This is a genomic window from Castellaniella sp. UC4447_H14, assembly GCF_052978285.1.
Genome location: NZ_CM129666.1, coordinates 1,296,453 through 1,316,689, shown reverse-complemented (window position 1 = coordinate 1,316,689; position 20,237 = coordinate 1,296,453). Strand labels below are relative to the sequence as shown.

The window sequence follows — 20,237 nt, the reverse complement described above, 5'->3', positions numbered from 1 at the left end:
CCGAGGACGGGGATCTTTCATGAATCGCCCCTGGAATTTTGCGGCAGGTCCTTCGACCCTTCCGCTGGAAGTCCTGCAGCAGGCCGCTGCCGAGATGTGCGACTGGCACGGCAGCGGCGTCTCCGTCATGGAGATGAGCCATCGCAGCAAACAGTTCGGCGGCATTCGCGACGAAGCCGAAGCCAATCTGCGCACGCTGCTCGCTGTTCCCGATGATTTCGAAGTCCTGTTCATGCAAGGCGGGGCATCGGCGCAGAACGCCATCGTGCCGTTGAACCTGATCAACCGCGGCGGCGCCGGGCGTGCCGACTACGTGCTCAGCGGCCACTGGGCCAAGAAGTCGTGGACGGAAGCGCAGCGCTACGGCGACATTGCCATCGCGGCGACGGCTGGGGCCCCCGCCGACATCGACGGCCATTCGTATGGCCCGTGGTGCTGGTTGCCGGAAACGTCCCAGTGGCATGTCCGCCCCAACGCGGCTTACCTGCATCTGTGCGCCAACGAGACCATAGGCGGCATCGAACAGAGCGTCATGCCGGACATGGCGGCGCTGGGGGCGCCGGACGTTCCGGTCGTGGCTGACATGTCCTCCAATATCCTGACGCGCCCCGTCGATTTCTCCGGGCTGGGGATGGTCTATGGCGGGGCCCAGAAAAATGCAGGGCCCGCGGGCGTTACCCTGGCCTTTGTCCGCAGGGACCTGCTGGGCCACGCCTTGCCGCATTGTCCCTCGGTGTTCGATTACGCGAACGTGGCCAAAGCTCAATCCATGTTCAACACGCCGCCGACCTACGCCATCTACATGGCCGGTCTGGTGTTCAAATGGCTGCTGGCGCATGGTGGGGTCGAGGCCATGGCCGCGGCCAGCCAGCGCAAGTCCCGGGCGCTGTATGAGTGCATCGACGGCTCCGATCTTTACGAGAACCGGATTCAGCCGGCACGGCGCTCGCGCATGAACGTGCCGTTCCTGCTGCGTGACGAGTCGCTGAATGCGGCCTTCCTCGCCGAATCGGAAGCGGCCGGCCTGCTGGCTCTGAAGGGCCACAAGTCGGTGGGCGGCATGCGCGCGTCGCTCTATAACGCCATGCCTTACGAAGGCGTGCTGGCCCTGATCGATTTCATGCGCGATTTCGAGGCCCGACATGGCTGAGGACGAGCTGCAATCGCAGTTGATGCCCCTGCGCGAACGCATCGACACGCTGGACGAGCAGATTCTGACGCTGCTCAATCAGCGCGCGCAGGCCGCGCTGCAGGTGGGCGACATCAAGAAGCGGCTCGACACAGAAGGTCCCGTGTTGAAGCCCGATCGCGAGGCGGCGATCATTCGCCGCCTGCAGCGGGCCAACTACGGGCCGATCCCTGAAGCGGCCGTGGCGGCGATCTGGGGCCAGATCATCTCGACCTGCCGGGGCCTGGAAAGCGTGCTGACGGCTGCCTTCCTGGGACCCCAAGGGTCGTTCTCGGAGCAGGCGGCGTTCGAGCATTTTGGCCATGCGATCAACGGCCTGCGCTGCGAGTCCTTTGACGAGGTCTTCCGGGCCGTCGAAGCAGGCCAGGCCGACGTGGGCATGGTGCCGGTGGAAAATTCCACCGAAGGCGCCGTCAATCGCAGTCTGGATCTCTTGCTGAATTCGTCGCTCAAAGTCCTGGGCGAGCGGACCATCCGGATTCACCACAATCTGCTCACGCTCACGGGCGGCCTCGAGGGCGTCTCCCGGGTCCTCGGTCACCCGCAGGCGCTGGCGCAGTGCCAGGGGTGGCTGGGCCGCAATCACCCCCACCTGGAACGGATTCCCGTGGCGAGCAATGCCGAGGCGGCTCGGATCGCGTCCGGGGATCCCGCGTGTGCCGCGATCGCGGGCGATGCGGCCGCCGCGGCCTGGGGTCTGAGCGTGGTGGCCAGCGGCATCCAGGACGATCCGCAGAATCAGACCCGGTTCCTGGCCGTGGGGGCGCGGGATGCCGGCCCCACCGGTTATGACAAGACCAGCCTGATCCTGGCTGTGCCGAACCGGGCGGGCGCGGTCTACGAGATGCTCGCACCCCTCTCGGCGCATGGCGTCTCCATGACGCGGTTCGAGTCCCGCCCGGCCCGCACCGGTCAGTGGGAATACTATTTCTACGTGGATCTGCTGGGCCATCGCGAAGACGCGCCGGTCAGCCAGGCCCTGGCCGAGCTGCGCCAGCAGGTCGCATTCTTCAAGGTGCTGGGTTCCTACCCCAGGCAGTAAGAGACCATCCATGTCCCGATCATCCGCCCCTGTCCACATCCGGGCCATTGCGCCGTATCAGGCGGGCAAGCCCATCGAGGAGCTCGCCCGCGAATATGGGCTGGACCCGGCCATCATCATCAAGCTGGCTTCCAACGAGAATCCGCTCGGGTGTTCCGGCCGGGTGCGCGAGGCCCTGGCGGAAGCAGCCGCCAGCCTGCACGGACGTTATCCGGATGCCAACGGCTTCGATCTGAAGGCGGATATCGCGGCCTTCCAGAAGGTTCCGATGGACTGGATCACCCTGGGCAACGGGTCGAACGACTTGCTGGAGCTCGCCTCGCTCGCCTTCCTGGATGCCGCCTCGTCGGCGGTATACGCGGAGCACGCCTTTGTCGTCTATCGGCTCGCCACACAGGCGCGCGGAGCGCGGCACTTGATGGTTCCGGCGCGGAATTACGGCCATGATCTGCCGGCCATGCTGGACGCCGTGACGGACGACACCCGTCTCGTTTTCATCGCCAATCCCAACAATCCGACCGGCACCCATCTGCCGCCTGCCGACGTGCATGCGTTTCTGGTCCAGGTGCAGGCACGGCATGGCGATAGCGTTACGGTATTGCTGGACGTGGCCTACGACGAATATCTGGATCCCGGAGAACGCGCCGACTATGCGGCCTGGGTCCGTGAATTTCCGAATCTGATCGTGACGCGCACCTTTTCCAAGGCCTATGGGCTGGCCGGGCTGCGCGTGGGCTACGCGCTGGCCCAGCCGGCGATCACGGACCTGCTCAACCGGGTCCGCCAGCCTTTCAACGTCGGGGTGCTGGCCCAGCTTGCCGCCCGCGTGGCCTTGAAGGACACCGATTTCCTGGCCCAGACCCATGCCTTGAATCGGCAGGGCAGGGAGTTGCTCCAGACGGGCTTTGCCCGCCTGGGCCTGGATTATGTGCCCAGCCATACCAATTTCGTGCTGGTCCGCGTGGGCGACGCCCCGCGCGTGAACGAGGAACTGCTGCGGCGCGGCATCATCGTGCGGCCGGTCGCGGGCGACGGATTGCCGCACCACCTGCGGGTCACGATCGGGCTGCCCGCCGAGAACGACCGGCTCCTGCAGGCGCTGGCCGATATCCTGGTCGCTCCGGGGCACTAGCGACATGAGCGATCAACCGACCCCTCTGGTGCCGGTGCTGGCCGTGGTCGGCATCGGGCTCATCGGTGGTTCGTTCGCGGCGGCCCTGCGCCGAGTGGGCCAGGTGGGCCGTGTGCTGGGAGTCGGGCGCAATCCGGCGTCGCTGGAGCGCGCGCGGGAACTCGGCCTGATCGACGAGATCGCCGACTTTCGCCGCGCGGCGGCGCGGGCCGACCTGATCCTGCTGGCGACGCCGGTGGGCGCCATGCCAGCTGCCCTGGAGGCGCTGGCGCCGCTGCTGCGCTCGCCGACCCTGATCACCGATGCGGGCAGCACCAAGTCGGATGTGGCGCGCATGGCGCGCGAGCTGCTGGGCGACCGCTGTGGCCAGTTCATCCCCGGGCATCCCATCGCGGGGTCCGAGATGACCGGACCGGAGGCAGCCGATGCCATGCTGTATCACGGCCGAAAAGTCGTGCTGACTCCTTTCGAGGAAACCCCGGGTGCGGTTCTGCATCGCCTCATCCGCGTGTGGGAAGCATGCGGCGCACGAGTCCAGCTCATGGACCCGCCGTCTCATGATCGCGCGCTGGCCTCGGTCAGCCACGTGCCTCACTTTCTGGCGGCGGCCTACATGGCGCAGGTCGTCCAGGCAGCGGATGCTGACGCGCGCCTGGGCCTGGCCGGCACGGGTTTCCGGGATTTCACGCGGATCGCGGCAGGATCGGCCGAGGTCTGGCGGGACATCTTTCTGTCCAACCGCGAGGCCGTCCTCCGCGAGCTGGACGACTTCGATCGCGTGCTGCAGACGCTGCGCGCGACGCTGGAGGCCGACACCGATCCGGCCGGCCTGGAGGCCTTGCTGGAGCAGGCCGCCTTGGCGCGCAGGTTCTGGGGCGGCCGGAACACCATGTCATGACGGCAGAATCTCCCACCTCCCTGAAGCTGGCGCCCGCCGTCCATGCGTCGGGTACAGTCGCCTTGCCGGGCTCCAAGAGCATTTCCAACCGCGCCCTGTTGCTGGCTGCGCTGGCCGACGGCCAGACGGAGTTGACGGGCCTGCTGGATTCCGACGATACGCGGGTCATGATCGCGGCGCTGCGTACGCTCGGAGTGCCGCTCGAACAGCCCGGGTCATCCCGCGTCCTGCTGTCGGGATCCTCGCGCTGGCCGCAAAAGCGCGCGGATCTGTTCCTGGGCAATGCGGGCACGGCGTTCCGGCCGTTGACGGCAGCATTGGCCCTCATGGGCGGCGATTACCGCCTGTCGGGCGTGCCGCGCATGCACGAGCGCCCCATCGGCGATCTGGTGGACGCGTTGCGCGCTCTGGGCTGCCGCGTCCGCTACGAGGGACGTGAAGGCTACCCGCCCTTGCGCCTGGCCCCCGGGGGTCCGGCGGACGACCGCCCGATACGGGTGCGCGGTTCGGTCTCCAGCCAGTTTCTGACGGCGTTGCTGCTGACGGCGCCGCTCGCAGCGGAGCGCGGTGGGCGCGATCTCGTGATCGAGCTGGACGGGCCGCTGATTTCCAAGCCCTATATCGGCATCACGCTGGCGCTGATGGCGCGCTTCGGTGTGGCAGTGCGGCGCGATGGCTGGGAGCGGTTTACGGTGTCGGCGGACGCGCACTATCGCAGTCCCGGCCTGTTTCCCATTGAAGGCGATGCCTCCTCCGCCTCCTATTTTCTGGGCCTGGGCGCGATTGCCGGGGGGCCGGTCCGCATTCAGGGGGTGGGCGGCGACAGTGTCCAGGGGGACATCGCCTTTGCCGACGTGGTGCAAGCCATGGGGGCGAATGTGATGCGCGAATCCCAGGCCCTGGTCGTGCGCGGTCCCTCCGTGGCGCAAGGCGCCCGGCTGCGGGCCTTCGACCGGGATTTCAACCTGATCCCGGATGCGGCCATGACGGCGGCCGTGCTGGCCTTGTATGCCGACGGTCCTTGCCGCTTGCGCAACATCGCAAGCTGGCGCGTGAAGGAAACCGATCGCATTGCCGCGATGCAGTCCGAACTCGGCCGCCTGGGCGCACGCGTCGAGGCCACCGACGACAGCCTGACGGTGCATCCCATCCAGGACGGTCAATGGCGGGCGGCCGAGATCCGCACCTACGACGACCACCGGATGGCCATGTGCTTCTCGCTGGCAGCCTTTGGTCCGGTGCCGGTCACGATTCTGGATCCGGGGTGCGTGAGCAAGACCTATCCAGACTATTTTGCGGATTTCCAGCGATTGGTGAATGCCTGACGCGGCAAGGATGGGGGCGCGGGACTATGGGGAGGGATTCATGGAAGACAGCATGACGGTGCCGGTCATCACGATCGACGGGCCCACGGCTTCCGGCAAAGGAACGATCGCGCAGCGCGTAGCCCAGGCGCTGGGGTGGCACGCGCTGGACAGCGGTGCGCTGTACCGGCTCACCGCGCTGTCGGTGCTGCGGGCGGGGGGCGACGGTTCCGACGAGGCCCAGGCCGCCGGCCTCGCGCGGGCGCTGGATGCGCATTTCGAACCGGGCATCATTCGGCTGGGCACCGAGGACATCACGGACGAAATCCGCCGGGAAGCGGTCGGCAATCTGGCCTCCAGGGTCGCGGCCTGGCCGGCCGTGCGCAAGGCCTTGCTCGCGCGGCAGCGGGACTTTCGCCGGGCGCCCGGACTGGTGGCCGACGGCCGCGATATGGGGACCGTGGTGTTCCCGGACGCGCCGCTGAAGATATTCCTGGATGCGGATGTGGAAATACGCGCCCATCGTCGTCATAAGCAGTTGATGAGAAAAGGCTTTTCTGCTAAGCTATCCGACCTTTTGGAAGATCTTCGCGCCCGTGACTCACGGGATCGGGATCGGGCCCATGCGCCGCTTGTGGCGGCGCGTGATGCCGTGACGGTGGATTCGTCCCGCATCGGGATCGACGAGACCGTCGCCAGGGTGCTCGACCTTTGGTCGGCACGCGGGCCCGCGTAGGATTTGCCGGTAGGTCGGCCGTCCTTCTGCGGGATTTGTTCACTCCGCCGGGTATGGTCCCGGCGTGTCATGATCGCCCTTCGGGCGTTATGGATCAATCGTTCATGTCCACCCTTTCCACCGAAGCCGCAATCGGCGGCGAAAGCTTTGCCGACCTGTTTGCCGCAAGCATCAAAGATCAGAACATGCGCTCCGGCGAGGTCATCTCTGCCGAAGTCGTGCGTGTCGATCACAATTTCGTCGTCGTCAACGCCGGGCTCAAGTCAGAAGCCTATATTCCCCTGGAAGAATTTCTGAATGACCAGGGTGACCTGGAAGTCCAGTCCGGCGATTTCGTGTCGGTTGCCATCGATTCCCTGGAAAATGGCTACGGCGACACCATTCTGTCGCGCGACCGTGCCAAGCGCCTGTCGGCCTGGCTGCAGCTTGAACAGGCCCTGGAGTCCGGCGAACTGGTCACCGGTACCATCACGGGCAAGGTCAAGGGCGGCCTCACGGTCATGACCAACGGCATCCGCGCGTTCCTGCCGGGCTCGCTGGTCGACCTGCGGCCCGTCAAGGACACCACGCCCTACGAGGGCAAGACCATGGAATTCAAGGTCATCAAGCTCGACCGCAAGCGCAACAACGTCGTGTTGTCGCGCCGCGCCGTGCTCGAGGCCAGCATGGGCGAAGAGCGCGAAAAGCTGCTCGAGACGCTGCACGAAGGTGCCATCGTCAAGGGCGTGGTCAAGAACATCACCGACTACGGTGCGTTCATCGACCTGGGCGGTATCGACGGTCTCTTGCACATTACCGACATGGCCTGGCGCCGTGTCCGCCATCCCTCCGAAGTGCTGCAGGTGGGCCAGGACATCGAAGCCAAGGTCCTCAAGTTCGACCAGGAAAAGTGCCGCGTCTCGCTGGGCGTGAAGCAACTGGGCGAAGATCCCTGGATCGGGCTGGGCCGCCGCTACCCGCAGGGCACCCGGCTGTTCGGCAAGGTCACGAATCTGACCGACTACGGTGCGTTCGTTGAAGTCGAAGCCGGTATCGAGGGTCTGGTGCACGTGTCCGAAATGGACTGGACCAACAAGAACGTCGATCCGCGCAAGGTCGTGACCCTGGGCGAGGAAGTCGAAGTCATGGTCCTGGAAATCGACGAGGACCGCCGCCGCATCTCGTTGGGCATGAAGCAGTGCCGCCCGAACCCCTGGGAAGACTTCGCCGCGAACTTCAAGCGTGGCGACAAGGTCAATGGCGCCATCAAGTCCATCACCGACTTCGGCGTGTTCGTCGGTCTGCCGGGCGGTATCGATGGCCTGGTGCACCTGTCCGATATCTCCTGGACGGAAACCGGCGAAGAAGCCGTGCGCAACTTCAAGAAGGGCGACGAGATCGACGCCGTGGTCCTGGGTATCGACACCGAAAAGGAACGCATCTCGCTGGGCATCAAGCAGATGGAAGGCGATCCGTTCAACAACTTCGTCGCGACCTACGACAAGGGTGCCGTCGTCACGGGTACGGTGAAGTCCGTGGAACCCAGGGGTGCCGTGGTGACCCTGTCGGTGGACGTGGACGGCTACCTGCGGGCTTCGGAAATTTCCGCAGGCCGTGTGGAAGACGCCAGCACCGTGCTGCATGCGGGCGACTCGGTGGAAGCCATGATCGTCAACATCGACCGCAAGGCGCGTTCCATCCAGCTCTCCATCAAGGCGCGTGACAACGCCGAGACTGCGGAGACCATCCAGCGCATGACGGAAGCCAGCGCTTCTTCGGGGACGACCAATCTGGGCGCCCTGCTGAAGGCCAAGCTCGACCAACAGCGCGACGAGTGATGCCTGGTCTCACCAAGTCCGAGCTGATCGCCGCCCTGGCGAGCCGCTACCCTCAGTTGGCGGCTCGCGACATGGATCTTGCGGTCAAGACCGTGCTCGATGCGATGTCCGAGGCCCTCGCCCAGGGGCAGCGCATCGAGATTCGCGGTTTCGGCAGCTTTTCCCTGTCGCGGCGTCAGCCGCGCGTGGGGCGCAACCCCAAGTCGGGCGAGAGAGTGCATGTGCCGGCCAAGCTGGTCCCTCACTTCAAGCCGGGCAAGGAGCTTCGCGAGCGTGTGGACGAGGGTCCCGATGGCGGAGACGCCGACGAGCCGGTCACGGTGGCTGATCTTTATCAGGCGCGCCTGATGAACCAGTAAGCCGCTTTCGCTGTGCCGCCCATCGCGGCCACCTGGCATCATACCGACCGGCCCGCGAGGGCCGGTTCTTTTTGCCGGCGGACGGGCCGATTTTTCACCGTACAATGTCGGGATTCCCACTCGGAGCTGGAAGAATGCGCTACCTGGTCTGGATATTGCGGCTGGTGATTTTTGTCATCGTGCTGCTGTTTGCCCTGAGGAACACGGCGCCGGTGGACGTGGGCTTCTTTGGCGGCCACGTGGTTCAGCAGGTGCCTCTCATTGTGGTGATGCTGGCCGCTTTCGTCCTGGGACTGGCCTTCGGCCTGCTGGTGGCTGCAACCGCCATGCTCAAGCGCCGGCGCGAGATCAATCGCCTGCGGCGCGAGCTCGCGAGGGCCCAGGACGCCTTGCCGAAGACACGGGTCGTGCCCCAGCCCGTGATTCCCGAGACGGCGGCTCCGCTGGCTCCCTTGTGAAACGCAGGTCCGCGTGAATTTCGAACCTTGGTGGCTCATTATCGTTCCCGTGCTGTTCGGCCTCGGGTGGGTGGCCGCGCGCTTCGACTTCCGGCAGATGCTGTCCGAAAGCCGCAATCTGCCGGATTCGTACTTCAAGGGGCTGAATTTCCTTCTGAACGAGGAGCCCGATCGCGCCATCGACGCCTTCATCGAAGTCGCGAAACTGGACCCTGAAACCACCGAGCTGCATTTCGCCCTGGGCAGTCTTTTTCGCCGGCGCGGCGAAGTCGAACGGGCCATCCGCGTGCATCAGAGCCTGCTGCTGCGCGAGGACCTGCCGCTGCCCGACCGCGAGAATGCGCAGATCGAGCTGGCGCAGGATTTTTTCAAGGCCGGCCTGCTGGATCGTGCCGAGCACGGATTCCAGGCCGTGCTGCACACCGGCCACGCGGTGGAGGCCTTGCGCGCCCTGATCCGGATCTATGAGTCGGAGCACGACTGGCCTCGCGCGATCGAGGCGGTGCAGCATCTGCGGGGCCGCATCGATGAGCCGGTGCCTCAGCTCGCCCACTATCACTGCGAGCGGGCGCTCGCCTGCCTGTCCGCGCAGCCGCCTGATCAGGAGGGCGCCGCCCAGGCACTGGAAGCCGCCGAGAACGCCATCCGGCAAAACGGAGGCTCGCCGGCGTCCGAGACGCGGGTGCGAATGCTGCGCGCCAAATGGTGCGGGCTGCGTGGCGACATCGAGGGGCAGTGCGCGAATTTGCGCGATGTGCTGGCCAGCGCGCCGGAGTATGCCGGCCTGGTGGCGGACGCGCTGCTGCAGTGCCATGGCGCGCTGGGGCGTGCTGACGAAGGTCTGGCGCTGTTGCAGGCCCACTACGCGCGCACGCCCACGCTGGACCTGTTCAATGCGATATTCCGGGGGTTGCGGGAGCACAGCGGCTCCAGACCCGCCTGGGGATTTGCGCGCGATGCGCTTCGGGCTCACCCTTCGCTGCTCGGGCTGGATCGCCTGCTGGAGGTCGAGCTGGCCCATGCCGCGGACGGGGCGCCAACCAACGACGCACTGGTTCCGGGTGCGGACCTGGGACTGCTGCGCAGCATGATCCACAAGCATTCCCAGCGCCTGGACCGTTACGCCTGCTCGCAGTGTGGCTTCGAGGCGCGCCGCTATTACTGGCAGTGTCCGGGCTGCAATGCCTGGGAAACGTATAGCCCTCGCCGACTGGAGGAAATTCGATGAAACCGTATCCGTTGCAGGCGGCGCGAGCCGCCAGGATACTGGTCGTGGGCGACATCATGCTGGACCGTTACTGGTTTGGCGAAGTCGATCGCATTTCGCCGGAAGCCCCGGTCCCTGTTGTGCGCGTCGCGCGCCGCGACGATCGCCTGGGGGGCGCCGCGAATGTGGCGCGCAACATCGTGGCGCTGGGCGCACGGGCCAGTCTGCTCGGGGTCGTGGGCGCGGACGAGGCCGGTGCCAAGATCCGCCTGCTGGCGGGCGAAGCCGGCATCCGCGATTGCCTGGTCGAGGACGCCGACGGTATGGACACCACGCTGAAGATGCGGGTGCTGGGCCGCCAGCAGCAGCTCCTGCGCGTGGATTTCGAACAGAATCCCGGCTCCGCGGCTCTGGATTCCCTGGATGCCGCCCTGCAGGATCTCCTGTCGGAGCATGATCTGCTGGTGCTCTCCGACTACGCCAAGGGCGCGCTGGGCCGGGTGGAACACCTCATCGAGCTGGCCCGTGCGCGGGGCATGCCGGTGCTGGTGGACCCCAAGGGACACCGCTATCGGCGCTATCAGGGTGCCACAATGGTGACGCCCAATCGCAGCGAAATGCAGGACGCCGTGGGCCGCTGGGTCGATGAAGACGACCTGACTCGCCGGGCCGAGGGACTGCGGCGGGAATTGGGCTTGGAGGCCTTGCTGATCACGCGCTCGGAACAGGGAATGACGCTCTACTCCGCGGCGGGCCGCCAGCATGTGGACGCTCGGGCGCACGAGGTTTTCGACGTCTCCGGGGCTGGCGACACGGTGCTCGCCGCGCTGGCCGTCACGCGCGCGACCGGGCTGAGCTGGTTCGAGTGCATGCAGTGGGCCAACCGGGCTGGCGGTATCGTCGTGGGCAAGCTGGGAACATCCATCGTTACTGCAGGGGAGTTGTCATCATGATCGTCGTCACGGGCGCAGCGGGATTCATCGGCAGCAATCTGGTCCGTGGGCTCAATGCACGCGGTGTGACCGACATTCTGGCGGTCGACGATCTGACGGACGGCGACAAATTCCGGAATCTGGCGGGCCTGGCCATTGCCGACTATCAGCACAAGGACGAGTTCCGCCGCCGGGTGCTGAGCGGTGAACTGCCCCGGCCGGATGCCGTTCTCCATCAGGGGGCGTGCTCGGACACCACGGAGCGGAACGGGCAGTTCATGATGGACAACAACTTCCGTGTCACGCTGGAGTTGCTGGATTACTGCGAGGCGCGCGAGGTTCCTTTCCTGTACGCGTCGTCCGCCGCCGTCTATGGTGCCGGACCGTATTACGTCGAGGACCCCAGATTCGAGGCTCCCCTGAATGTCTACGGGTATTCCAAGCTGCTTTTCGACCAGGTTTTGCGTCGCCGCATGGATGGCCTGAAGTCCCAGGTGGTGGGGCTGCGCTATTTCAACGTCTATGGTCCGCGCGAGCAGCACAAGGGCCGCATGGCGTCGGTCGCATTCCACAACATGAACCAGTATCGCCGCGAACAGCACGTGCGCCTGTTCGGCGGCTGGGACGGGTATCCCGACGGTGGCCAGCGGCGCGATTTCGTATTCGTCGATGACGTCGTGAAGGTCAATCTGTTCTTCCTGGACCATCCCGGGATTTCCGGCATCTTCAATTGCGGAACGGGCCGGGCCCAACCCTTCAATGACGTGGCGCAGACCGTGGTCAACACGCTGCGCCTCAGCGAGGGGCTGCCGGCGCTGTCGCTGGAGAGCCTGGTGGCTGGCCGGCATCTGCGCTACATCCCGTTCCCCGATGACCTGAAGGGCCGATACCAGAGCCATACCCAGGCGGATCTGACGCAGCTGCGCGCGGCTGGATATACGGCACCTTTTTGCGACGTGCAGACTGGCGTGGCGGCCTATGCCACCACACTGCTGGAATCCGGCCGCCTGTCCTGAATTGTCCGTGCGGGTTGTCCCGCTGGGACAAAACCCGGCGCGGGGCCTGCCTCGCGGGGCGGCTGAGCGGCATCATGAGCCTACCTTTTTCATTGATGGGAGTGTGCTCATGAACCCCTTTCTCTCCTCGACGGTTGCGTTGCCCGGACGTTCGGGTTGGCCTCGCATTCTGCGGGCTGCCGGCCTGGCGGCCCTGACCTGGACGGGGGCAGCGGGCGCCGTGGATTTGAACACGGCCACGCTGGACCAGTTGCGCGGCGTGCGCGGCATCGGGCCCAAGACGGCCCAGATCATCCTTCAGGAACGCGAGCGGGGCGGGCGCTACCTGTCCTTTGCCGATCTGTCGGACCGGGTGCGCGGCATCGGTCCGAAGCGGGCGCAGACCCTGCAGTCCGCGGGGCTGACCATCGACGGTGGCGGTCTGCGGGTCTCGGGACAGGGCGAATCGGCGCGGCGGACTGCTTCGCCGGCGGCGATGGGGGCGGCCCCGCCAGGGCGGCCCGCAGCCCCCGCGAGGGCGCGCGCCCAGTAGGGTAGTCCCGCTTTCGCGGCGAATTCCGGGTGTATGATTTTGCTCATGAAAACGTACCCCACCATCGAAGACGTCATTGGTTCAACCCCCCTGGTGCGCCTGCAACGCCTCCCGGGGGACTCTGGCGCGGCGCGAGGCAACACGATCCTGGCAAAGCTCGAAGGCAACAATCCCGCGGGTTCGGTCAAGGACCGTACCGCGGCCAGCATGATCCGTCAGGCTGAACTGCGGGGTGCGATCAAGCCCGGCGATACGCTGATCGAGGCAACCAGCGGCAATACCGGTATTGCACTGGCGATGTTCGCGGCCGTGCGTGGCTACCGGATGATCCTCATCATGCCGGACAGTTCTTCCCAGGAACGCTGCGCGGCCATGAAGGCCTACGGCGCGGAGCTGATCCTGACGCCGTCGGACCAGGGCGGCATGGAATACGCGCGTGATCTGGCGCTGCGCATGCAGACGGAGGGTCGCGGCATCGTGCTGGACCAGTTTTCCAATCCGGACAATCCGCGCGCCCACCATGACGGCACGGGCCCGGAAATCTGGGCGCAGACCGATGGGCGCGTGACGCATTTCGTCAGCGCCATGGGGACGACCGGTACCATCATGGGCGTCGGTGCCTTCCTTCGGGAACGCAATCCCGCCATCCGCGTGGTGGGGGCGCAGCCCGCCGAGGGCGCCCATATTCCGGGCATTCGCAAATGGCCGGAAGCCTATCAGCCCAGCATCTATGATCCGTCGGCTGTGGATGCGTTCGAGCCTATCACCCAGGAGCAGGCCGAGTCCATGGCCCGCCGGCTGGCCGCCGAGGAAGGCATCTTCGCCGGTATTTCGTCGGCGGGCGCGGCGGTGGCGGCATTGCGAGTCGCGGCGACCGTGCGCGATGCGACCATCGTCTTCATCATCTGCGACCGCGGCGACCGCTACTTGTCCACCGGCATATTTGGCTGACATTCCCGCGGCGGCTCCGGGCGCCGCCCGGTTGTCCGTGTTGGCTCGATTGTTTACTAGTCGGGGCCGCCGTAGCCGACGCGGCGCGCAATCTCCTGGGCCAGATCGGCCACTGAGGCGGCGTAGAAGTAGCTGCGGTTGTAGTGCGTGATGGCAAAGAAGTTGGGCGTCGCGCTGCGGTATTCGTGGGTACCCCGGGTTTCATCCTGCAAGTCGATGACGCCAAGCGGCTGGCTCTGCCAGGCCGTCCCGGCGCCGGGACGAGCCACCGCCCCAGCGGCCCGCAGCGCCGGCCAGCTGCTCAGCGGTTGCAACCCGTCCTGCTCCAGACCGGCGGGATTTGCCGGGAGGCGAATCGGCGCGAAGACGGGTACACCACGAACCCACCCATGGGCCTGCAGGAAGGCGGCCACGGACGCAATGGCATCGGCCGGGTTGTTTTCCAGGTCGATGCGGCCCGTGTTTTCGCCCCGTGCATTCACCGCATAACGCATGATGCTGCCGGGCATGAACTGAGGCAGCCCGATGGCCCCCGCAAACGAGCCCTCCACCGTGCGGGCGTCCAGCTTGCCCTGGTGATCGAGCACCAGCAGGTCCGCAAGCTGATCACGGAACATCTTCTGCCGTTCGGGCCGGGTCGGGTCGGGGAAACGGAAGCCCAGCGTGGTCAAGGTGTCGAGCACCCGGTGGTTGCCGGTGAAGGTGCCGTAGACCGTTTCTATTCCCACGATGGCCACGATGATGGAAGGAGGCACGCCGGTGCGCGCGCTGGCGGCGTCCAGGCTGGCCCGGTTGTCTTCCCAGAACGCCACGCCGCGCCGAATGCGCACGGCATCCACATGGCGCTTCCGGTAGCTGGTCCATGCGCGGCGCAGCCGGCCTTGCGGGGTGGGCGGGGGCGTCATCAGGCGGACGGCCTGCGCGTTGTACCGCGCGCTGCGCAGCAGGGTGGTGACTTCGCTCAGGGGAATGGACTGGGCCTGGGACGTTTCCCGGGCAAAGCGTTGCAGTTCGGGCAGCAGGCGCCCATCGGGCTGAAGGAAATCCCCGCGTGCGGATTCCCCGGTGGCGGGGGCGATGGCGGCCGGGATCTGGTTATTCAAAAGCGGAAGCCGGTTCTGCCCCCCGGTGCCCGAGCCCCCGCTCGTGGCGGCACAGCCGGACAGAAAAAACGACGCTACGGCAACTTGCAAAATACGGGTGGGTCTGAACATAATCGCCCTTATGGAGACGCTCTATATTACCCATCCGCTATGCCGCCTGCACGAGATGGGCGCCTGGCACCCCGAGTCCCCGCAGCGCCTGGATGCCATCGGGGATCAACTGGTCGCCTGCGGCCTGATGGACTATCTCGTCCCCTGCGAGGCGCGCCTGGCCTCTCCCGCGGATCTGCTGCGTGTGCATGCACCAGACTATCTGGACTATTTGAGCCGACACGTTCCTGAGCGGGGCTATTTTCCGGTCGATTCGGATACGATCATGAATGCGGACACTCTGGGCGCCGCTCACGCCGCGGCCGGGGCCGGCCTGACGGCGCTCGATCGGATCCTGTCGGGGCAGGCGCGCACGGCGTTTTGCGCGGTCCGGCCGCCCGGGCATCATGCCCGGCCCGGCCAGGCGCTGGGGTTCTGCTTCTTCAACAATATCGCGGTGGCTGCCCGCTACGCCCTGGACCATCATGGGGTGTCCCGGGTGGCCATCGTGGATTTCGACGTGCATCATGGCAATGGCACCGAGGAAACCTTTCTGCACGAAGATCGTGTCATGATGTGCAGCTTTTATCAGCACCCATTCTTTCCCGATCTGCATGCGGCCGACCCGGGGCCCAATATGATCAATGTCCCCGTGGACGCGTATTCGGCCGGCGACGTGATCCGCGACATCGTCAGCCGGCAGTGGCTCCCGGCCTTGCGGCGCTTTCGCCCCGAGCTCATCCTGATCTCGGCGGGGTTCGATGCGCACCGCGAGGACGACATGGGCGGCCTGAAGCTGGTGGAGGCCGACTATGCCTGGATCACGGATCGCCTGGTCGAACTTGCGGCGGACTGTGCCCAGGGGCGTATCGTCAGTTTTCTCGAGGGCGGCTACGCCATGTCGGCGTTGGGCCGCAGCGCCGTGGCGCACATTCGTGCGTTAGGATGCTATTGAATCAGGGAATGTCGAGTGAAACGTGCGGCATGCCAGCCATCAATTTTTTTCTTCCCATTCTGGAGTAAGCCCGATGAAGGTCCTGGTACCGGTCAAGCGCGTCGTTGACTTCAACGTCAAGGTACGCGTCAAGTCCGATCACACTGGCGTGGACGTCGCCAACGTCAAGATGTCGATGAATCCGTTCGATGAGATCGCCATCGAAGAAGCTGTACGCCTGAAAGAGAAGGGCGTGGCCACCGAAGTCGTGGCCATTTCCTGCGGGGTCGCCCAGTGTCAGGAAACCTTGCGCACGGCTCTGGCCATCGGTGCCGATCGCGGCGTGCTGGTTCAGACCGACGTGGAGCTCCAGCCCCTGGCGGTGGCCAAGCTGCTCGCGGCGATTGCCCGCAAGGAAACGCCGCAGCTCGTGATCCTGGGCAAGCAGGCGATCGATGACGATGCCAACCAGACCGGCCAGATGCTGGCCGCGCTGCTGGACTGGCCGCAGGCGACCAACGCCAGCAAGATCGATATCCAGGGCGATCGCGCGCAGGTCACGCGCGAGGTCGACGGCGGCCTGGAGACCGTGAGCCTGGCGCTGCCCGCGGTCATCACGACCGACCTGCGGCTGAACGAGCCGCGCTACGTGACGCTGCCCAACATCATGAAGGCGAAGAAAAAGCCCATGGAAACGGTATCTCCGGCTGATCTGGGAGTCGACCCCGCGCCCCGCCTGAAGACCCTGAAGGTCTCCGAGCCGGCGGCACGCTCGGCGGGGGTCATCGTGCCCGACGTGGCCGCCCTGGTGGACAAACTGAAGAACGAAGCGAAGGTGGTGTAAATGAGCATTCTGGTAATCGCGGAACACGATAATGCGCATCTGAGCGCGGTCACGCGCAACGCCGTGGCGGCGGCCGTGGCGATTGGCGGCGAGGTCCACATTCTGGTGGCCGGGTCGAACGCACAGGCTGTGGCCGACCAGGCTGCGCAGCTCGCCTCGGTGGCGAAGGTCCTGCTGGCCGATGGGCCGGCCTTGGCCGACGGGCTGGCGGAGAACATCTCGGCCCAGGTGCTGGCGCTGGCCGATGGCTACAGCCATATTCTGTTTGCGGCCACGGCCGCTGGCAAGAACGTGGCTCCGCGCGTGGCGGCCAAGCTCGACGTGGCCCAGATCTCGGACATCGTCGCGGTGGAGTCGGCCGACACGTTCGTGCGCCCCATCTACGCGGGCAACGCGCTGGCCACGGTCCAGTGCGGCGACCCGAAAAAGGTCCTCACCGTGCGCACCACCGCCTTCGACCCGGTGGCGGATCACGGCGGCAGCGCAGCCGTGGAAACGGTGGCGGCTGTGGCCGATTCGGGCCTGTCCTCGTTCGTGGGCCGCGAGCTGGCGCGAAGCGATCGGCCGGAGCTCACGGCCGCCAGCGTGGTGGTCTCGGGCGGACGGGGGCTGGGCAGCGCGGAAAACTTCAAGATTCTCGATCCGCTGGCCGACAAGCTGGGGGCGGCGCTGGGGGCTTCGCGCGCGGCCGTGGACGCCGGTTATGCGCCCAACGATTGGCAGGTGGGCCAGACGGGCAAGATCGTGGCCCCGCAGCTCTACGTGGCCGTCGGCATCTCGGGGGCCATCCAGCACCTGGCGGGCATGAAGGACTCCAAGGTCATCGTGGCGATCAACAAAGACGCCGAGGCGCCCATCTTCGGCGTGGCCGACTACGGCCTGGTGGCGGACCTGTTCGAGGCCGTTCCGGAGCTTGCAAAGGCGCTTTGATTTTCCGCTCGTCGCGCGGCCTCTTCCCGGCGCGCATCGTGCGGGCGTCCGTTTTCACGCACAGGATCAGCCATGACGTTTCAGGTTCCGGTTCGGGATATTCGCTTCGTGCTGCGCGAGCTGGCCGATTTGCCCGGCGTGCTGGCGCTGCCCGGATTCGAGGGCATCAGCGCGGATCTGGTGGACGCGGTCCTCGAGGAAGGCGCGCGCTTTGTGGAGAACGAGATCGCTCCGCTGAATCGCTCGGGGGATACGCAGCCCGCACGCTGGCAGGACGGTGAAGTCCGGACCAGCCCTGGTTTCCGCGATGCCTTTCGGGCCTTCGTCCAGGGGGGCTGGCAGGGCCTGTCGCATGCGGCGGACTGGGGCGGCCAGGGCCTGCCCAAACTTGTGGCGGCACCCGTTGTCGAAAGCCTGAATGCCGGCAACTTGTCCTTTGCCCTGTGTCCTCTGCTGACCGATGGCGTCATCGAAGCCCTGTCGCTGGTTGGTACGGCCGAGCAGCAGCGGCAGTTCATCGGGCCGTTGATGGAAGGCCGCTGGACAGGCACGATGAACCTGACGGAGCCCCAGGCGGGGTCCGACCTGGCTCTGGTCAGGACGCGGGCCGTGCGCCAGGACGATGGCAGCTACCGCCTGCAGGGCCAGAAGATCTTCATCACCTATGGCGAACATGACCTGGCCGAGAACATCGTCCATCTGGTGCTCGCGCGCACACCCGATGCGCCCGCGGGCGTGAAGGGCCTGTCTCTCTTCATCGTGCCCAAGTTCCTGGTCAACGCGGACGGTACCCTGGGTCCCCGCAATGACGTGTATTGCGCGTCTCTGGAGCACAAGCTCGGCATTCATGGCAGCCCGACGGCAGTCCTGCTGTACGGCGCCGGCAAGGGCGCGGTCGGCGAAGGCGCGGTCGGCTACCGGATAGGCGAGGAAAACCGTGGCCTGGAATACATGTTCATCATGATGAACGCCGCGCGCTACGCTGTGGGTCTGCAGGGAGTGGCGCTGTGCGAGCGTGCCCTGCAACAGGCGCAGGCCTACGCATGCCAGCGCCTGCAAGGCAGCGCCCTGGGAGATCCGGCGGGACCGGTTCCCATTGCGCGTCATCCTGATGTAGCTCGCATGCTGGGCATCATGCGAGGCCTCACGGAGGGAGCACGGGCCGTGGCCTACGTCGCGGCCAGTCATCGTGACTACGCGGCGCATGCGGGAGACGAATCCGAGCAGAGCCGTCACAAGGCGGTTTACGAATATTTCGTACCGATCGTGAAGGCCTTTTGTACCGAGTCTGCCGTCGAGGTCGCTTCACTGGGCATCCAGGTGCATGGCGGCATGGGGTTCATCGAGGAAACGGGTGCTGCTCAGTATTACCGGGACGCGCGCATTCTACCGATCTACGAGGGGACCACCGCCATTCAGGCAAACGACTTCGTGGGCCGCAAGCTGCTGCGCGACGGCGGCGCGGTGGCGCGCGCGCAGATCGAGGCCCTGCAGGCCGGCGTCCCGGCATTGCGCGACGTTCAGGGACAACATGCCCCCGCCTTCGGTCTGCTCGCCGACCGCCTCCAGACAGCCGGGCAAGCCTATGCGTCAGCCGTGACCTTTATGCTGGACCATGCCCGAGCCGACGTCCGGGGTGTGTTCACGGGCAGCGTTCCGTGTCTGATGCTGGCCGGCACGCTATATGCTGGGTGGCAGCTTGCACGGGCGGCGCTGGCGTCGGCGGCCGCCATCGAGACGGGATCGACGGACCCGTTCTACCCCGCGAAGATTGCGACGGCGGTGCAGTATGCCGCCCATGTGTTGCCGCGCACTGCGGCGCTCGCCGACGCTGTCGAAGCGGGCGTCGTGGCCGATCGTTATGCCGTCGCGGCAGGAGAACATAACAGATAAACACATAACTCTATTGTATTTAATACGCGGTCTATATTCTGACAGAATCTTAAGTGTCGATTCCCGATGTTTCCCGGCGGCGCCGGGAAACGGCTACTTCAGTCCTATTTACGGAGTTTTCACATGGCTACGCTTCGTCTGGGCGATATCGCCCCCGACTTCGAGCAGGATTCCTCAGTCGGAAAGATCAAGTTTCACGAATTTCTGGGTGACGGCTGGGGAGTGCTGTTTTCGCATCCGGCGGACTTCACGCCGGTATGCACCACGGAACTGGGCTATACGGCGATCGTATCGGGCGACTTTGCCAAGCGCAATGCCAAGGTGATCGCCGTTTCCGTGGACAGCCGGCAGTCCCACCTCGACTGGATCAAGGACATCGATGACACCCAGAAGACGCACGTCAATTATCCGATCCTGGCCGACGTGGATCGCAAGGTCGCCACGCTGTATGACATGATCCATCCGAACGCCAGCACCACCGCGACCGTGCGCTCGGTCTTCATCATCGATCCGGCCAAGAAGATCCGGCTGATCCTGACCTATCCCGCCAGCACGGGCCGCAATTTCGACGAAATCCTGCGGGCGCTGGATTCGATCCAGCTCACGGACAACTACAGTGTCGCCACGCCGGTCAACTGGAAGCAGGGTGAGGATGTGATCATTGCTCCTTCGATCAAGGACCCGGCCGTGTTGAAGGAAAAGTTCCCCAAGGGCTACACGGAGGTTCGTCCATATCTGCGCACCACGCCGCAGCCGGACCTGTAACTGCGTTCTTGAGCCCGGGCGGTCCGTCGAGGATCCCCGCGGCCGATGAGAGGGACGGCCCGATCCCCACGAAGCATAGCTTCGTGGGGATCGTCCTTTCGGGAG

General features: G+C 65.7%; 20 protein-coding genes. 19 read left to right on the top strand and 1 reads right to left on the bottom strand.

Annotated features, from left to right (window positions below):
* The first annotated feature begins 19 nt into the window (after positions 1–19).
* The 14 genes from serC (at position 20) to cysM (ending at position 13,573) form a co-directional block, all read left to right on the top strand.
* Entirely contained in the window at positions 20–1,150 is a 1,131-nt protein-coding gene (gene serC, locus ACVCMJ_RS06365; RefSeq protein WP_447080593.1) for a 3-phosphoserine/phosphohydroxythreonine transaminase, read from the top strand.
* Complete coding sequence (gene pheA / locus ACVCMJ_RS06360) at positions 1,143–2,231, top strand: prephenate dehydratase (RefSeq protein WP_447080592.1); 1,089 nt, start codon at positions 1,143–1,145, stop codon at positions 2,229–2,231. The genes serC and pheA overlap by 8 nt, the downstream gene beginning before the upstream one ends.
* Before the next feature lie 10 nt (positions 2,232–2,241).
* Positions 2,242–3,363, top strand: a complete 1,122-nt coding sequence (gene hisC, locus ACVCMJ_RS06355) for a histidinol-phosphate transaminase (protein WP_447080591.1) — start codon at positions 2,242–2,244, stop codon at positions 3,361–3,363.
* A 4-nt stretch (positions 3,364–3,367) separates the two neighbouring features.
* Complete coding sequence (locus ACVCMJ_RS06350) at positions 3,368–4,261, top strand: prephenate dehydrogenase (RefSeq protein ID WP_447080590.1); 894 nt, start codon at positions 3,368–3,370, stop codon at positions 4,259–4,261.
* Complete coding sequence (gene aroA, locus ACVCMJ_RS06345; RefSeq protein ID WP_447080589.1) at positions 4,258–5,586, top strand: 3-phosphoshikimate 1-carboxyvinyltransferase; 1,329 nt, start codon at positions 4,258–4,260, stop codon at positions 5,584–5,586. Before ACVCMJ_RS06350 ends, aroA begins: the two co-directional genes overlap by 4 nt.
* A gap of 40 nt (positions 5,587–5,626) precedes the next feature.
* Positions 5,627–6,301, top strand: a complete 675-nt coding sequence (gene cmk, locus ACVCMJ_RS06340) for a (d)CMP kinase (protein ID WP_447080588.1) — start codon at positions 5,627–5,629, stop codon at positions 6,299–6,301.
* Between the two features lie 104 nt (positions 6,302–6,405).
* Positions 6,406–8,118 (top strand): 30S ribosomal protein S1, encoded by a 1,713-nt coding sequence (gene rpsA / locus ACVCMJ_RS06335; protein WP_447080587.1) that lies wholly within the window; start codon positions 6,406–6,408, stop codon positions 8,116–8,118.
* Positions 8,118–8,477 (top strand): integration host factor subunit beta, encoded by a 360-nt coding sequence (locus ACVCMJ_RS06330; protein ID WP_447080586.1) that lies wholly within the window; start codon positions 8,118–8,120, stop codon positions 8,475–8,477. The genes rpsA and ACVCMJ_RS06330 overlap by 1 nt, the downstream gene beginning before the upstream one ends.
* 134 nt (positions 8,478–8,611) lie before the next feature.
* A complete protein-coding gene (locus ACVCMJ_RS06325; RefSeq protein ID WP_447080585.1) occupies positions 8,612–8,935 on the top strand; it encodes a LapA family protein in 324 nt (107 codons plus the stop codon).
* Between the two features lie 13 nt (positions 8,936–8,948).
* Entirely contained in the window at positions 8,949–10,163 is a 1,215-nt protein-coding gene (gene lapB, locus ACVCMJ_RS06320; RefSeq protein WP_447080584.1) for a lipopolysaccharide assembly protein LapB, read from the top strand.
* Positions 10,160–11,095 carry a D-glycero-beta-D-manno-heptose-7-phosphate kinase gene (gene rfaE1 / locus ACVCMJ_RS06315; RefSeq protein WP_447080583.1) on the top strand — a complete coding sequence of 312 codons (936 nt, stop codon included), beginning with the start codon at positions 10,160–10,162 and terminating at the stop codon, positions 11,093–11,095. Before lapB ends, rfaE1 begins: the two co-directional genes overlap by 4 nt.
* Positions 11,092–12,090, top strand: a complete 999-nt coding sequence (gene rfaD / locus ACVCMJ_RS06310; RefSeq protein WP_447080582.1) for an ADP-glyceromanno-heptose 6-epimerase — start codon at positions 11,092–11,094, stop codon at positions 12,088–12,090. The genes rfaE1 and rfaD overlap by 4 nt, the downstream gene beginning before the upstream one ends.
* A 109-nt stretch (positions 12,091–12,199) precedes the next feature.
* A complete protein-coding gene (locus ACVCMJ_RS06305; RefSeq protein ID WP_447080581.1) occupies positions 12,200–12,622 on the top strand; it encodes a ComEA family DNA-binding protein in 423 nt (140 codons plus the stop codon).
* A 39-nt stretch (positions 12,623–12,661) separates the two neighbouring features.
* Positions 12,662–13,573, top strand: a complete 912-nt coding sequence (cysM, locus tag ACVCMJ_RS06300) for a cysteine synthase CysM (protein WP_447082690.1) — start codon at positions 12,662–12,664, stop codon at positions 13,571–13,573.
* Positions 13,574–13,629: 56 nt separating this feature from the next.
* Here the strand turns inward: cysM and mltB are convergent, their stop codons facing one another.
* Positions 13,630–14,787 carry a lytic murein transglycosylase B gene (gene mltB, locus ACVCMJ_RS06295; protein WP_447080580.1) on the bottom strand — a complete coding sequence of 386 codons (1,158 nt, stop codon included), beginning with the start codon at positions 14,785–14,787 and terminating at the stop codon, positions 13,630–13,632.
* A 10-nt stretch (positions 14,788–14,797) separates the two neighbouring features.
* On the opposite strand from mltB, the gene ACVCMJ_RS06290 reads away from it, so the two are divergent.
* The 5 genes from ACVCMJ_RS06290 (at position 14,798) to ACVCMJ_RS06270 (ending at position 20,132) form a co-directional block, all read left to right on the top strand.
* Positions 14,798–15,721, top strand: a complete 924-nt coding sequence (locus ACVCMJ_RS06290; RefSeq protein ID WP_447080579.1) for a histone deacetylase family protein — start codon at positions 14,798–14,800, stop codon at positions 15,719–15,721.
* 73 nt (positions 15,722–15,794) lie between these two features.
* Positions 15,795–16,544, top strand: coding sequence for an electron transfer flavoprotein subunit beta/FixA family protein (locus ACVCMJ_RS06285; protein WP_447080578.1), 750 nt, complete (start codon positions 15,795–15,797; stop codon positions 16,542–16,544).
* Positions 16,545–17,474, top strand: coding sequence for an electron transfer flavoprotein subunit alpha/FixB family protein (locus ACVCMJ_RS06280; RefSeq protein WP_447080577.1), 930 nt, complete (start codon positions 16,545–16,547; stop codon positions 17,472–17,474). It begins immediately after the preceding gene.
* A gap of 72 nt (positions 17,475–17,546) precedes the next feature.
* Positions 17,547–19,367, top strand: a complete 1,821-nt coding sequence (locus tag ACVCMJ_RS06275) for an acyl-CoA dehydrogenase (RefSeq protein WP_447080576.1) — start codon at positions 17,547–17,549, stop codon at positions 19,365–19,367.
* A 123-nt stretch (positions 19,368–19,490) separates the two neighbouring features.
* Positions 19,491–20,132, top strand: a complete 642-nt coding sequence (locus ACVCMJ_RS06270; protein ID WP_447080575.1) for a peroxiredoxin — start codon at positions 19,491–19,493, stop codon at positions 20,130–20,132.
* Positions 20,133–20,237 lie beyond the last annotated feature (105 nt).